Here is a 14474-nt window from a genome sequence, read left to right as displayed (position 1 = left end):
GTCCGGAAACATCAACTGTCGGCGATGTCCTGAACTCAGACAGGAGGTGAGAACCGGCCGGAACGCTCACGAAAGCCGGGTCGCCAGCCGCGTGCGCGGCCACGGCGGATCGCGGCGACCGCGATCCCGGCGGCCGCGGCGGCGCCGACACCGGACAGCGCGAGCACCCCGGCGAGACGGTCGGTGGCGGGTGGCTGGGCGGCCGCGGCCGGAACCACCGAACCCGGCCGCGGGGCCGCCGCGGGCACTCCCGGGCCCGGGGCGCCGGGCGGGATCACCGCGGAAACCGCGGCGTAGGCGTCCAGCAGGCCCCAGCCGCGGCGCGGATCGTGGGTGCCCGAAGGCGGGCGGTTCGCGGTCAGGGTCAACCGGGTGACCACCTGGTCCGGGGTCAGCTCCGGGTGATAGGCCCGCGCCAGGGCCGCCGTGCCCGCGACGTAGGCGGCGGCCAGGCTCGGGTCGGTGACCGGCCAGCGGTGCGCGGGAGTCCCGGAGGCGCCCGCCGACGTGCTGACCAGGTCCGCGCCCGGGGCGGACAAACCCAGGTACGCGCCGGCCTCCTGCTGCGCCGGTTCGCCCGCCTGGTTCACCGAACCGACCGCGAGCACGCCCGGGGACGCGGTCGGATAGCTCGACGCCCCCGCCTGGGTGCCCGCCGCCGCGGAGACGATCACCGCGCCCCGGGACCGGGCGGACGCCACCGCGGTGGTCAGCGCGGGACTGTTCGAGGCCGCGGGCACGGCGACCAGGATCACCCCGGCATGCGCGGCGCTCGCCGCATCGATCGCGCCGGCCAGGGCGTCCGGGGAGTCGCCGCCGGAACCGGAGCCCTGGTCGTACGGGATCGCCAGCACCCGGGCGTCCGGAGCGATCCCGGTGAACGTCGTGCGCGGATTCGGCTGCGCGGCGATGATCCCCGCCGCGATCGTGCCCCGGCCGTCGCAGTCGCCGTCGGCGCCGGTCAGCCGGCTCGCGTCGAACTGCGCGTTGCGGCCGTCGACACCGGTGCCGATGACCGCCACCGTCTGCCCGGTCCCCTTGGTCAACGGCCAGATCCGCGCCGGATCCACCAGCCGCTGTCCCCACGGCACCGGACCGGAGTACACCCCCGACGGATGGGCGCAGGCGGGCTCCGCCGCGGCGACCGGGATCGGGCACGCGGCGAACACCGCCGCCCCGGCGGCCAGTGCCGCGGCGGCCCGCCTCACCGGGGCACCCACAACGTCACCCGGGTGCCGTGCCCCGGCCGGGACTCCACCGTGCACCGGCCACCGACCTCGGCCAGCCGCGCCTTCATCGACTTGCTCACCCCGAACCCGGGCGGCCGCTCGGATTCGTCGTAACCGACCCCGTGGTCCCGCGCGATCACCGCGATGCCACCCTCCCGCTCCTCCAGGCGCACCACGACCTTCCGGGTGCCCGCGTGTTTGATCGTGTTCCGCAGCGCCTCGCGCACGGCGTCCCGCACCGCGATCCGGCGCACCTCGGACAACGCGTCGTCGTGCAGATCGGCGAACACCAGCTGCGCGCGCAGCCCGTCCCGGGCCATCTCGGTGGCCAGCGCCGCGAGTTCCTCGCCCAGCCCGTGCGACGGCTGGGGTTCCTCCGGTTTGTCCAGCCCGCGGCGCAATTCGGTGGCCTGCGCCCGGGCCAGGCCCCGAAGCCTGGCCAGCTGCCCGCCGGGATCGGCCGCGTCGTCGGCCGAGGTCAGCGCCATGGCTTCCAGCGACTGCAACACGGTGTCGTGCAGGAACCGATCGGCGCGGGCCCGTTCGGCCGTCCGGCCGCGCCGCAACCCGATCGCGAGCGCCAGGCGCGTGCCGAGCCCCACCAGGATCAGCGCGCCGACCGCGGTGACCACCGCGACCAGCAGCATTCCCGTTCCGCTCACCGCCCCGGCCACCTCGATCGTGGTGATCCGGGGCAGATCGCTGGTCCACAGCATCACCGCCTGCAGCGGCGCGCTCAGCGCCACGAGGAACAAACCGGCCGGCACGCCGCGGGAAACCGTCCACAACGCCACCGTGCCGCTCAGGTAGATCCACGGCACCCAGGTGGCCCGCGCGTACAAATCACCCGGCACGGTCGCGCTCACCAGCACATTCGCCGCCAGCGCGAACACGACATCGGCGTAAAGCAGGTTGCGCGTGACGGCCCCGCTGCGATCGGGCACCCGCAACACCCAGATCAGCGAGCCGACATTGCTCAGCACGGCGACCGCGGCGACCGCGGTCGCGGAATGCACCTCCCCGAAACCGAACGCCGCGACCAGCCACAGCCACACCACCGGAATCAGCACGATCCGGTACGCCAGCGGCAAGAGCACCGCGTAGCGGGTCGCCCGCACCATCAGCGGATCCCGCGGCGCCGCGGCATCCGTGGCGGCCAGCGCGCTGATCCGGTGCACCGCGGACACCGGGGTCGGATCGTCCAGGCCGGCCGGGAGCTCGTTCGGAGTGGCCGCGATGACCGGCGCCCCCTGTCTCAGCAAGGCGAGCAGAAAATTCGCTTCCCGCACCGGCATCGGCTCCCCGACCGAAGGCATCCGCCGTTTTCCCTTCTCCCCCTTGAACCCCCAGAAAGGAGTACATCTAACAAGGAAACCGGGATCGGACAACCACTAACCGGGTATCGACTTGAGCCTTTTGCCAGAGTTCAGCGCAGATCCATCCCGAGGTCCATGGCATCGGCCGAATGGGTCAGCCCGCCTACCGACAAATAGTCCACTCCGGACTGGGCGTAGACCCGCGCGTTCACCAGTTTCAGCCCGCCGGACGCCTCCAGCCTGGTCTTCGGGGACACCTCGTCCCGCCGGAGCACCGCGCGCGTGCACATCTCGGGGGTGAAGTTGTCCAGCAGCACCTCGTCCGCCTCGGCGGCGAGGGCTTCCTCCAACTGCTCCAGATCGTCCACTTCCACCTCGCAAGCCAGGTGCTCGGCGTGGTCGCGGGCCGCCTTGAGCGCCGCGGTGACCGAACCCGCGGCCACCACGTGGTTGTCCTTGATGAGCACCGCGTCCCCGAGGCCCATCCGGTGGTTCTCCCCGCCACCGCATCGCACCGCGTACTTCTGCAGCAACCGCAGGCCCGGCAGGGTCTTGCGGGAATCCCGGATGGCGCAGCCGGTGCCGTCCACGGCGGACACCCACGCCGCGGTGGCGCTCGCGATCCCGGACAGGTGGCACAGCAGGTTCAACGCCGTGCGCTCCGCGGTCAGCAGGCCCCGCACGGAACCCTGCAGCACCAGCGCCGGTTCGCCGGCGATCAGCCGGCTGCCGTCGTCCCGCCGGCCCAGCACCTCGTACTCGTCCCGCAGCACCGCGTCGAACACCGCGAGCGCCACCGGAATCCCGGCGACCGTCCCGGTGACCCGCGGCGTGATCTCGGCGAGCGCCGAGGCGTCCGGGGACACCGTGGCCGCCGTGGTGGCATCGGGTCCGTAGCGCAGATCCTCTTCCAGGGCGGTCTCGATCACCCGTCTGACGTCGCCGGTGTCCAGGCCGGCGTGCACGAGTTCGGCTTGGACCAGGCTGGAAAACTCGAAATTCATGCCGCTCCCTCAACGAGAATCGGATCGGCCAGCACCGGCTGCCCGGACGGGTTGAGCCGGATCAGCTGGCCACGTCGCCACGACCGGTCGTCGCGGCTGGGATAATCGGTGCGCACATGGCAACCACGCGATTCGGTCCGCCGCGTCGCCGCCGCCACCAGCGCCTGCGCCACCAGGGTGAGCGCGGCGTCCTCCACCGCCTCCTGAGTACTCAGTGGACATTCCACAGTAGACAGATCCAGCACGGAACCGACGACCGAGAGCCCTTCGGCGTCCCGGCCGATCGCGGCGTACCGGCTCATCACCCGTTGCAGGGCGTCCCGTTCGGCGATCCGCGCCGTCGTGCGTTCGGGTGAGCAGGCGTGTTTCGGGTCACCGAGCAGCCCCGCGGCGAGATCGGCGCCGACCGCGTCGGCCACCCGCTCGCCGACCACCAGCCCCTCGAGCAGGCTGTTCGACGCCAGCCGGTTCGCGCCGTGCAAACCGGTGCGCGCGACCTCGCCCGCCGCGTACAACCCCGGCACCGAGGTCCGGCCGTCGACCCCGGTGACCACGCCCCCGCACGCGAAATGCGCCGCCGGGGTCACCGGGATCGGCTCGGCCGCCGGGTCGACGCCGATCGTCCGGCAGGCCGCGTGCACCGTCGGGAACCGGCGCGCGAAATCGGAAATCCCGGTGGCGTCCAAGAAGACGTGATCGTCGACCCCGCCCGGCGCCAGCGCCATCCGGCGCGTGATGGCCGCCGACACGACGTCCCGCGGCGCCAGGTCCCCGAGCGGATGCACGTCCCGCATCACCGGCGCACCGGTCGCGTCGAGCAGCGTCGCACCCTCGCCGCGCACCGCCTCGGTGACCAGCGGAAGCCGGCCACGGGCGCCGGGCGTGTACAGCACGGTCGGGTGGAACTGCACGAACTCCACGTCCGCGGCCTGCGCCCCGGCCCGCAGCGCCAGCGCGAGCCCGTCCCCGGTGGCGATCTCCGGATTGGACGTGGCCTGGTAGAGCTGCCCGAGCCCTCCGGTGGCGAGCAGCACCGCCGGGGCGCGCAGCACCCCGGGCACGCCGTTCGGGTCCAGCACACTCACCCCGGCGACCTCACCGAGCGGGGTGCGCAGCGCGTCGACCGCGATATGCCGTTCCAGCACCGGAAGCCGGTGCCCGGTCGCCGCGGCGACCAGCGTGCGCTCCACCTCGGCCCCGGTCGCGTCGCCGCCGGCGTGGATCACCCGGAACGCGGTGTGCCCGCCCTCCCGGGTCCGCGCCAGCAGGTCCGAGCCGGAACCCGCCGGATCGAAGCGGGCGCCCCGGGCGCGCAGCCGGGCGACCGCGGCCGGGCCGCTGGCCAGGATCGACCGCACCGCGCCCGCGTCGCACAGCCCGACCCCCGCGGCCAGGGTGTCCTCGGCGTGCCGGGTGACCGAATCCCCCTCGTCGTGTTCGCCGTCCAGCACGACCGCCACGCCGCCCTGCGCCCACCGAGTGTTGCCGTCCGCCACCGCCGCCTTGGTGACGACCAGGACGCGCAGCCCGGCGGCCTGCGCGCGCAGCGCGGCGGTCAGGCCCGCGACCCCGCTGCCGATCACCACAAGATCGGCCCGGGCCTCCCAGCACGGCGAGGTGTCAGCTCCCACTCCCGGTCCGGTTTTCGACTGAGAGTAGTTAACCGGTGACATCACTCGCCGCCGCCGGGCTGCCCGATCTCGATCATCCGGCGCACGGAAGCCTCCGCGCGCTTCGCGGTCTCCGGGTCGACGTGCACCTCGTCGGCGCCCTCGCGCAGGCACCGCAGCAGCGCCGCCGGAGTGATCATCTTCATGAACCGGCAGGACGCCCGGTCGTTCACCGCGCGGAAGTCGATCTCCGGCGCGGCCTTGCGCAGCTGGTGCAGCATGCCGATCTCGGTGGCCACCAGCACCGACCGCGCCTTGGTGTCGCGCGCCTCGTGCACCATGTCCCCGGTGGACAGGATCTTCACCTTGTCCGCCGCGACGGCCCCCTCGCCGGCCAGGTAGAGCGCCGAGGTCGCGCAGCCGCATTCCGGGTGGATGAACAGGTCCGCGTCCGGATTGGCGGCCGCGCGCTCGGACAGTTCGGCGCCGTTGATCCCGGCGTGCACATGGCACTCGCCCGCCCAGACGTGCAGGTTCTCCCGGCCCGTCTTGCGCTTGACGTGCGCGCCGAGGAACTGGTCGGGCAGGAACAGCACCTCGCGATCCGCCGGGATCGAGGCCACCACGTCGACCGCGTTGGACGAGGTGCAGCAGATGTCGGTCTCCGCCTTCACCTCGGCGGTGGTGTTCACATAGGACACCACCACGGCGCCCGGGTGCTCGGCCTTCCAGGCGCGCAACTGCTCGCCGGTGATCGAATCGGCGAGCGAGCAGCCGGCTCGCGCGTCCGGGATGAGCACGGTCTTGTCCGGGGACAGGATCTTCGCGGTCTCGGCCATGAAGTGGACGCCGCAGAAGACGATCGTCGACGCGTCGCTCGCCGCCGCGATCCGGCTCAGCGCGAGGGAATCACCGGTGTGGTCGGCGATGTCCTGAATGGCTGGGACCTGGTAGTTGTGCGCCAGCAGCACGGCGTCGCGTTCGCGCGCGAGCCGGCGCACCTCCTCCGCCCACGCCGCGTCCGGTTCGACCCCGTCGAACGGGGCCAGATCGGCCGCCTCCAAAGTCTGTGTGTGAGCCATCGGGCCCCTCCTCGACCACGGTAGGTTTTCGCCTTACAATCGAAAACCGTGCGAAGTCATATTAACAGCAGCGCCCCCCTGGCACACGAGGTTCTGGGGGTCGTTCTACAGGTGCGTTGCGCCACATCAACGCCGCGTGAACACTCGTCACTGCGGGTTCTGCTCTGGCGGCGCGCGCTGGACCCCCACATCGGCCGGTGGTCGCTGCCCGGCGGCCGGTTGCGGCCGGATGAGGACGTGGAGACCTCGATCCGCCGCCAGCTCGCCGAGAAGGTGGACATCCAGCAGCTCAAGCACGTCGAACAGCTCGCCGTGTTCAGCGCCCCGGACCGGGTGCCCGGCCCCCGCGTGGTGGCCACCGCGTTCCTCGGCCTGGTGCCCTCGGACGTCGATCCGGAGGTGCCCGAGGACACCGAATGGCACGACGTCCAGGACCTCCCCCGCACGGCCTTCGACCACCGGGCGATCATCCTGCGCGCGCGGGACCGGCTGCGGTCGAAGCTGTGCTACACCAACCTCGGCTTCGCCCTCGCGCCGGCGGAGTTCACCATCTCCGCGCTGCGCGAGCTGTACTCCGCGGCGCTGGGCTACCGGGTGTCGGCGACCAACCTCCAGCGCGTGCTGTCCCGCCGCGGCCTGCTCTCCCCCACCGGCGACACCGCGCCCCCCGGTCGCAGCGGGGGCCGGCCAGCGGCCCTCTTCTCGTTCACCGGCGAAGGCATGCAGGTCACCGACCCCTTCGCGGTGTTCCGGCCACCGGCCGGGAAATCCTGAACTTGCGAATCGGCTAGCCGTTTCATTACGTTCTGAAGCGTGCCGGTCGAAGAAGAAGTGCTCGAATGGGTCGAGCGGGTCGCGTCGTTCTGCGCGGACGAATGGGGCCTGGCCCCGATCACCGGGCGGATCTTCGGCTGGCTGCTCATCTGCGACCCGCCCGAACAGTCGGCCGCCGACATCGCGGCCGCGATCGGCGCCAGCCGTGCGTCGCTCACCTCGAACATGCGATTGCTGTTGGCAATTCACTTGGTGCGCAAGGTTTCCCGGCCCGGCGAACGCACGACCTACTACCGCATCGAAGACGACGCGTGGACGAAAGTGGTGCGGGGCAAGCTGATCGGCCTGGCCGCGTTCGGTTCCATCGCCGAAGACGGCGCACGCCTCGCGGGCGGCGACCCGGAACGCACCCAGCGCCTGCGCACGGCGCGGGAATCCTCGGCCTGGCTGGCGAAACTCGCCGAGGACCTCGGCGCCCGCTAGCCGCCACCCAGCGAGGACGCCACCGAGGCCTTAACGTTGGAGCCGTGGCAGACACACCGGGCAGCAGAACCAGGGCGACGTTGCCCTTGTTCCCGTTGCAGACCGTGCTGCTGCCGAAGGCGCACCTGCCGCTGCACCTGTTCGAACCGCGTTACCGGCAACTGGCCGTGGACCTGGTGACCGGCGCGGTCCCGGACCGGCTGTTCGGCATGGTCGCGATCAAGTCCCCGTTCGTGCGGGAGGTCGAGGAGCTCGACCACGTGCACACCACCGGCTGCGCGGCCCTGCTGCGGGAGGCCAAACGGTTGCCGGACGGGCGGTTCGACATCGTCACCACCGGCACCCGGCGGTTCCGGCTGCTCGACATCGACGCCACCCGCGCGCCCTACCTGGTCGGCACGGTCGAATGGCTCGCCGACGAGCCGCTGCCGGCGGGCGCGAGCGAGGCGGCCGCCCAGCTCGGCGGCGTCGCACGGGCGGCGCACCGCCGGTACTGCGAATCGGCGTGGAACCGCGCGGACTGGAAACAGCCGCCGCACGACACCGATCCCGCCGATCTCGCCTACCTGCTCGCCGCGGACTGCCTGCTCCCGCTGGAAGATCGGCAACGGCTGCTGGAGGAAGCCCACCCGCTGCGCAGGTTGCGCACCGCCTGCCGCCTGCTCACCCGGGAAGCCGGTTTCCTCACCGCACTGCGGGCCGTTCCGGCGCCGCCCGCCGAACTCGTCGAACTGGCGAAACCGCCCAGCCTCAACTAGTTCGCGTTCTCGCCGCCGCTTTCCCGGCCACCTCCGCCGAACTTGCTCCACACCTTCCCGGCCGCGCCGGAAACCGCCTCGCCCACCTCGCTGAACACCTTGGCCAGCGGATCCGTGGAATTGGCGAAGGAATCCTTGTACGACTTGGCCGCCGACTTGAGATCGTCCGACCAGCTCGCGGTCGGCCGGTCGTCCTCGCGCCGCGGATACTGCCCGGCCAGGATCGCGCGATAATCCTCGGACGCCGCCCATTTCTGCTGCTGCGCCGCGCGCATCACGGCGAACGGGTGGTTCATGTGCTCGATGTTGCGCAGCTTCAGCAGGCTGTCCCGGATATCGTCGACCGTCTCGTATTCCTCGGCCTGCTTCAGGAACGAAGGAATATCCACTGTGGACGGATCGATTCCGCCCGCGGCCAGAATGTGGCCGCGCAGTGCGGCGGCCGGATCCTGGGAGCACAGCAATCCGGCCCGATCGGCGGAGAGCTCCGCCTTGCGGAACCATTCGCGCAGCGCGGCGATGATCGCCCGCAGTCCCAGCGCGCTGACCGGCGTCCAGGACATCGACAGCTGCAGATTGACCAGGCGCACCAGCATGGTCCGGTACACCGCGTGCCCGGAAAGCACGTGTCCCATCTCGTGCCCGATGACGACGCGCAGTTCGTCGGTCGACATCAGTTCGACCGTGGCCGAATTGAGCAGGATGAACGGCTCGTCCATCCCGATCGCGGAGGCACTGACATGGGGATTGCGCTGCACGAACAAATCCGGCACCGGATCCACGTCCAGGGTTTCCGCGCATTCCAGCCGCAGCCGGTTCAGCTCCGGATACTGGTTTTCCCCCACCCGGATCGACGAGGACAGCGCCATCAGCCGCTCGCCCCGCTCGTTGAAGAAACCGTTCACCGCCTTGAGAACCTGGGCGAATCCGGGGACCATGCGCAGCGTCGCCAGCGCGCCCCGATCCACCGGGTGCTCATAAGCCCGCGGGCTGATTCCGGGAAACCGGACCCGGGTGCTGGATCGTTGAACTTCGTTGTTTTCCGGCATCGTCCGCCGTCTCCCTCCAGTTGACGACGCCAGCCTACGGAAAACCCGCCAACCGGGGTGCGGCTTTCAGCCCAATCTGCGCCCGAGGTCGTCCCGTCCGTTCCACGCGGCCAGCAGCGCGTAGACCAGCGCGAGGGTCACCGGCTGCGCGAGCAGGACCCACATCGATTCCAGGCGCGGCGCCTGTTCGATCACGTCACCGACTTTGGGCGCCGCGGTGACCTCGTACCGGCCGTTCGCGAAGGCGGTGCCCATCTGCACGGCGAGCCACCCGCCCAGCACCGAGCCGCCCACCGCGGCGAACAGCACCACCGGGCCGCGCCGCTCGCGCAGCAGCCACAGCACCGCGCCGACGAGCACCCCGCCCGCCAGGCCGAGCAGCACGAACACCGCCAGATCGTCGAACCGGTGCCAGCTCTCCATCTGCAGCGGGATCAGCTCGTTGTTCGGGAAGACCCGGACCCGCTGCGGCGGCGCCAGGCGGGACCACAGCCAGCCCAGCGGTATGCCGAGCAGGCCCACCATGGACAGCACACTGACCGCGGGGAGCAAGTCGGCCTTGATCACGACCTTGGGCCGTTCCCGGGGCAGAACGAACAGATGCGGCTGCACGCGTTGCAGACTAACCTGCCGGCTCGCTCGTGTACTCACCGTGTCGGCTGCATTTCGCCACCCAACCGGTGGGCGACACCTGAACGATCATCCGGCGAGCGCACTTCGCGCAGAACCGGGGCGGCTCCAGCGCGGTCCGCGGATTGCGGCACGCGGTGTGCGCACCCGTCGCGGGCTGCCCGCAGTGCACGCAGAACTCCTCGGTCACAACGTCTCGCTGAGCGCCTTGATCGGCATCTTGAGCTCGTCGAGCATCTCCAGGTCCTTGCTCGCCGGGCGGCCGAGGTTGGTCAGGTAGTTGCCGACGATGATCGCGTTGATCCCGCCGAGCATGCCCTGTTCGGCGCCGAGATCGCCCAGGGTCAGCTCGCGGCCGCCCGCGAACCGCAGCATGGTCCGCGGCATGGCGAGCCGGAACGCCGCCACGATCCGCAGCGCGTCCTTGCCCTCGATCACCTCGTAGTTCTCGTACGGGGTGCCCGGCTGCGGGATCAGGAAGTTCATCGGCACCTCGTGCGGATCCAGCTCGGCGAGCTGGACGGCGAACTCGGCGCGCTGCTCCTCGGTCTCCCCCATCCCGACGATCCCGCCGCAGCAGACCTCCATCCCGGCCTCGCGCACCATGCGCAGCGTCTCCCAGCGCTCCTCCCAGGAGTGCGTGGTGACGACCTCCGGGAAGTGCGACCGCGCGGTCTCCAGGTTGTGGTTGTAGCGGTGCACGCCCATCTCGACCAGTTCGTCGACCTGGTCCTGGGTGAGCATGCCGAGCGAGCAGGCGATCTGGATGTCGTTGCCGTCCTCGCGGATGGCCTTGATGCCCTCGCGGACCTGGGAGAGCAGGCGCTTGTCCGGACCGCGCACCGCGGCCACGATGCAGAACTCGGTCGCCCCGGTCTCCGCGGTCTGCCGGGCGGCCTTGACCAGGCCGGGGATGTCCAGCCAGGCCGACCGCACCGGGGTCGGGAACCGGCCGGACTGCGAGCAGAAGTGGCAGTCCTCGGGGCAGCCGCCGGTCTTCAGGCTGATGATGCCCTCGACCTCCACCTCGGGGCCGCACCAGCGCATCCGCACCTCGTGCGCCAACGCCAGCAGGTCCGACAGCCGGTCGTCGCCGAGGCGGAGGACCTGGAGCACCTGCCGCTCGTCGAGCCCGACGCCGCGCTCGAGCACCTGGTCCCGGGCGACGGCGAGCACGTCGGTCTGTTCGGGCGCTACGGTCACGGCTACTCCTCTTGCTGGGTTGGTGCGTCGGCTGCACATCGTGCCTGAGTGTCGGCCCGGGGCACAGCGACCGAGGTCACGTCTGGGCGGAGGTGCTCTCCGCGAACCGGTCCGGGTCGAACTCGCCGCCGAACCACGGCGAAAGGCCGCGCCGGGCCTGGACCAGCACCTCGTCCCGCGGCAGCGCGGCGAGCCCGGCGGGCAGCACGCCGAGCAGGGGCGCGCCCGCGGCGACCGGCAGATCGGCCACGTTCGACAGCGCGGCGAGATCGGGATCCGCCGGCCAGGACCCGATGACCACCCCGGCCACGTTCAGCCCGCGCGCGGTGGCGACCTCGGCGGTCAGCGCGGTGGCGTTCAGGGTGCCCAGGCCCGCCTCGGCGACGATGAGGACCAGCGCGCCGAGCGACCAGGCCACATCGGCGAGGGTGCTGCCGCTGGGGTCGAAGCGCACCAGGAGCCCGCCCGCGCCCTCGACCAGCACGAGGTCGTGGTCGGTGTCCAGTTCGGTGGCCGCCTTCGCGACCTCGGCCGGGGTGACCGGCTCGATCCCGGTGCGCCGCCCGGCCGCCTCCGGTGACAGGGGATCCGGGTATCTGCGCAGCTCCCGGGTGGTCACGTCGCCCGCGAGCCGGCGGACCTCGTCGAGGTCGCCCGGCTCCCCGGGGAGCACCCCGGTCTGCGCGGGTTTGAGCACAGCGACCCGGCGGCCGCCCTCGGCGGCGAGCGCGGCGATCGCCGCGGTCACCACCGTCTTGCCGACGCCGGTACCGGTTCCAGTCACGACCAGCACACTCACGTGAACGAACCCTAGTACCGGCGCCGGCGGCCTACCTTTCGGGAGGCTGGCTAGCGGGTGACGATCTCGCCGGCCGAGCCGTTCAGCGACGGCGTGAGCGATCCGGCCGGGCGGAAGGAGCCGGTCTTCGCGTCGTACAGGTGCACCTGCGCGGCGCCGACGTCGAAGTACATGCCGACCAGATCCACCTCGCCGAGCGCCTCGGCGCGCGCGACGGTCGGGTACTCCCGCAGGCGGTCCAGTTGCTGCAGCACGTTGTGCAGGGCTAGCCGGTCGTGCTCCGCCGGGGCGGCCTGCCCCTCGAGGTCCACCGGTGGGTGGGTGCGGGACCGGATCAGGCTCGGCTCGGCGTGCCGCAGCCAGGACCGCAGCGCCGGGGCGTCGTCCGGCGCCCCGTGCAGCAGCGCCTTCATCGCCCCGCACGAGGAATGCCCGCACACCACGATCTCGCGGACCTTGAGCACCCCGACCGCGAACTCCACGGCCGCGCCGACGGACGCGTCCTCGGTCACCGTGGCGTGATCGGGCACCAGGTTGCCGATGTTGCGGACCGTGAACAGGTCGCCCGGGCCGCTGGTGGTGATGATGTTCGGCACGATCCGCGCGTCGCCGCAGGTGATGAACAGCGTTTGCGGCGCCTGGGAATCGGCGAGTTTGCTCAGCGTGGGCTTGACCAGATGCGCGGTGCGGCGCTGGAACTCGAGCATGCCGCGCCGCATCGAGCTGATCGCGGGCGGGCCGGTGCGCTGCCTGGGCACCTGGTTGGGCGCGTTCCCCTCGTCACCCTCGTGCGCCTGCTGCCAGTCCGACCACGGCGCGAACCACCGCGGCACCAGGCGCTGCGCGTCCGCCTTGTGCACGGTCGGTTCGCCCGCCTTGCCGCGCTCGAACCAGGGGTGGCCGATCTCGTCGACGATCACCGTGCCACCGGCCCGTTCGTGCGCGTGCTGCCAGGCCGACAGCGCGTCGAACGCGGCGTGGTCGAGGTAGTCCACGACCAGTTCCAGGGTCACCGTGGCGCCCCGCGGGATCCCGGCGAGGACCTTGGACAGCCGGGGAATGGACACCGAGGCGAGCGCCCCCTCGACCACGACCCGCCACTGGTCGCCGTCGCGTTCGGCGTGGATCCCGGACCACAGCAGGCGCCGCAGCATCAGCAGTGCCGCGGCGGCGATGCCGATGAGCACGCCGGTGAGCAGGTCCAGCCCGACCACGCCGACCAGCGTGATCAGGTAGACCGGCAGATCGCCGTGGCGCAGGACTTCCTTGATGTGGCCGATGTTCACCAGCCGGGCGCCGACGTGCACGAGCAGACCGGCCAGCGCGGCGAGCGGGATGTTCTGCAACAGCCCGGCGAGCACCACGACGAACAGGAAGATCCAGACGCCGTGCAGGATCGCGGAAACCCGGGTGCGCGCGCCCGAAGCGACGTTGGTCGAGCTGCGCACGATCACGCCGGTGACCGGAAGGCCACCGATTACACCGGAGGCCAGGTTCGCGGCGCCCTGGCCGACCAGCTCCCGGTTGAGGTTGGCCCGCGGGCCGTTGTGCAGCTTGTCCACCGCGACGGCGGAAAGCAGGCTCTCCACGCTGGCGACCAGCGCGACCGTCACCACGGCGACGCCGAAGTCCCACCAGCCCCCGCTGGGGAACACCGGCGCGAACTTGAGTTCCAGCAGGTTGGCCGGGACCTGGACGCGGTCCATGGACATCCCGGTGGCGGTGGCGAGCACGGTGACGGCGACGATCGCGGCCAGCGGGCCCGGGATCTTGCGCACCGGACCGGGCAGTTTGCCCCAGAAGACCAGGATGACGATGGTCAGCAGCCCGATCAGCACGGCCTGGTCGTGGTGTTCGACGATCTGCTGCGGCAGCTGCTTGATGTTCTCGATCGGCGAGCTCTGCGCGGCGCCCCCGAGCACCACGTGCAGCTGGGCGAGCACGATCGTGACGCCGATACCGGCCAGCATGCCGTGCACGATGGCGGGTGAGATGGCCAGTGCGGCCCGCGCGATCCGGCTCAGCCCGAGCAGGATCTGCAGCACGCCGGCGGCCGCGGTGATGGCGCAGGTGACGGCCCAGCCGAACTGGTTGATGGTTTCGGCCATGATCACGGTCAGCCCGGCGGCCGGACCGCTGACCTGCAGCGGCGACCCGCCGAGCGCCCCGGCGACCACGCCGCCGACGACGGCGGCGATCAGCCCGGCGACGATCGGCGCTCCCGAGGCGAGCGCGATGCCCAGCGACAGCGGGACGGCGACCAGGAACACCACCAGGGAGGCCGGTACGTCGTAGCGGAGATTTTCCAACAGTCCTTTGGTCCGGCTCGCCTGGCCTGGCGGCCCGGAAGACTTCTTACTGCCTGCCGTGTCGATCATTCACGCCTCCGTGATCTTCGAGCGATACGCGGGGTGGATAACGGGTCGAGGCCGGCAGCGATGGCGGCCCGTTGATCACAGCAAACCGAAAAACGCCGCAAATGTCTGTTATGTAAAGAACTTCTCATATTTCGTTCACACAGAGTCGTCACTGGTCAC

14 protein-coding genes are annotated in these 14474 nt (G+C 71.3%); 3 read left to right on the top strand and 11 right to left on the bottom strand.

The window, feature by feature from the left end:
- Positions 1 to 35: 35 nt before the first annotated feature.
- From FXO23_RS27550 to nadA, 5 genes are all read right to left on the bottom strand, one after another.
- On the bottom strand, positions 36 to 1208 hold the full coding sequence (locus FXO23_RS27550) for a S8 family serine peptidase (RefSeq protein ID WP_158888362.1): 1173 nt from the start codon (positions 1206 to 1208) through the stop codon (positions 36 to 38).
- Positions 1205 to 2545 (bottom strand): sensor histidine kinase, encoded by a 1341-nt coding sequence (locus FXO23_RS27545; RefSeq protein ID WP_246257893.1) that lies wholly within the window; start codon positions 2543 to 2545, stop codon positions 1205 to 1207. Before FXO23_RS27545 ends, FXO23_RS27550 begins: the two co-directional genes overlap by 4 nt.
- A 110-nt stretch (positions 2546 to 2655) precedes the next feature.
- Complete coding sequence (gene nadC, locus FXO23_RS27540) at positions 2656 to 3549, bottom strand: carboxylating nicotinate-nucleotide diphosphorylase (RefSeq protein ID WP_158888361.1); 894 nt, start codon at positions 3547 to 3549, stop codon at positions 2656 to 2658.
- A complete protein-coding gene (locus FXO23_RS27535) occupies positions 3546 to 5222 on the bottom strand; it encodes an L-aspartate oxidase (RefSeq protein ID WP_158888360.1) in 1677 nt (558 codons plus the stop codon). Before FXO23_RS27535 ends, nadC begins: the two co-directional genes overlap by 4 nt.
- Positions 5222 to 6241 (bottom strand): quinolinate synthase NadA, encoded by a 1020-nt coding sequence (nadA, locus tag FXO23_RS27530; protein WP_158888359.1) that lies wholly within the window; start codon positions 6239 to 6241, stop codon positions 5222 to 5224. The genes FXO23_RS27535 and nadA overlap by 1 nt, the downstream gene beginning before the upstream one ends.
- Before the next feature lie 93 nt (positions 6242 to 6334).
- On the opposite strand from nadA, the gene FXO23_RS27525 reads away from it, so the two are divergent.
- Genes FXO23_RS27525 through FXO23_RS27515 form a run of 3 tightly spaced genes read left to right on the top strand, consistent with a single transcriptional unit; the run spans position 6335 to position 8256 of the window.
- Positions 6335 to 7015, top strand: a complete 681-nt coding sequence (locus FXO23_RS27525) for an NUDIX hydrolase (protein ID WP_179956892.1) — start codon at positions 6335 to 6337, stop codon at positions 7013 to 7015.
- A 39-nt stretch (positions 7016 to 7054) separates the two neighbouring features.
- Positions 7055 to 7498, top strand: coding sequence for a GbsR/MarR family transcriptional regulator (locus FXO23_RS27520; protein WP_158888358.1), 444 nt, complete (start codon positions 7055 to 7057; stop codon positions 7496 to 7498).
- Positions 7499 to 7542: 44 nt separating this feature from the next.
- Positions 7543 to 8256, top strand: a complete 714-nt coding sequence (locus tag FXO23_RS27515; protein WP_158888357.1) for an LON peptidase substrate-binding domain-containing protein — start codon at positions 7543 to 7545, stop codon at positions 8254 to 8256.
- On the opposite strand, the gene FXO23_RS27510 is transcribed toward FXO23_RS27515, so the two are convergent.
- The 6 genes from FXO23_RS27510 to FXO23_RS27490 form a co-directional block, all read right to left on the bottom strand.
- Positions 8253 to 9305 (bottom strand): M48 family metallopeptidase, encoded by a 1053-nt coding sequence (locus FXO23_RS27510; RefSeq protein ID WP_158888356.1) that lies wholly within the window; start codon positions 9303 to 9305, stop codon positions 8253 to 8255. The two genes, FXO23_RS27515 and FXO23_RS27510, sit on opposite strands and share 4 nt — an antisense overlap.
- A 66-nt stretch (positions 9306 to 9371) precedes the next feature.
- Positions 9372 to 9917, bottom strand: a complete 546-nt coding sequence (locus tag FXO23_RS27505; RefSeq protein WP_246257881.1) for a DUF2567 domain-containing protein — start codon at positions 9915 to 9917, stop codon at positions 9372 to 9374.
- Between the two features lie 10 nt (positions 9918 to 9927).
- Positions 9928 to 10125, bottom strand: a complete 198-nt coding sequence (gene bsaP / locus FXO23_RS51765) for a biotin synthase auxiliary protein BsaP (protein ID WP_246257880.1) — start codon at positions 10123 to 10125, stop codon at positions 9928 to 9930.
- Positions 10122 to 11138 carry a biotin synthase BioB gene (gene bioB / locus FXO23_RS27500; protein ID WP_158888355.1) on the bottom strand — a complete coding sequence of 339 codons (1017 nt, stop codon included), beginning with the start codon at positions 11136 to 11138 and terminating at the stop codon, positions 10122 to 10124. The genes bsaP and bioB overlap by 4 nt, the downstream gene beginning before the upstream one ends.
- A 76-nt stretch (positions 11139 to 11214) precedes the next feature.
- Positions 11215 to 11937, bottom strand: coding sequence for a dethiobiotin synthase (gene bioD, locus FXO23_RS27495; protein ID WP_158888354.1), 723 nt, complete (start codon positions 11935 to 11937; stop codon positions 11215 to 11217).
- Between the two features lie 50 nt (positions 11938 to 11987).
- Positions 11988 to 14315 carry a SulP family inorganic anion transporter gene (locus FXO23_RS27490; RefSeq protein WP_158888353.1) on the bottom strand — a complete coding sequence of 776 codons (2328 nt, stop codon included), beginning with the start codon at positions 14313 to 14315 and terminating at the stop codon, positions 11988 to 11990.
- Positions 14316 to 14474: the final 159 nt, after the last annotated feature.

This window comes from Amycolatopsis anabasis, from assembly GCF_009765355.1.
Taxonomy (GTDB): Bacteria; Actinomycetota; Actinomycetes; order Mycobacteriales; family Pseudonocardiaceae; genus Amycolatopsis; species Amycolatopsis anabasis.
Note: the sequence above shows the minus strand (reverse complement) of the source record. Positions and strands in the feature narration are given on the sequence as shown.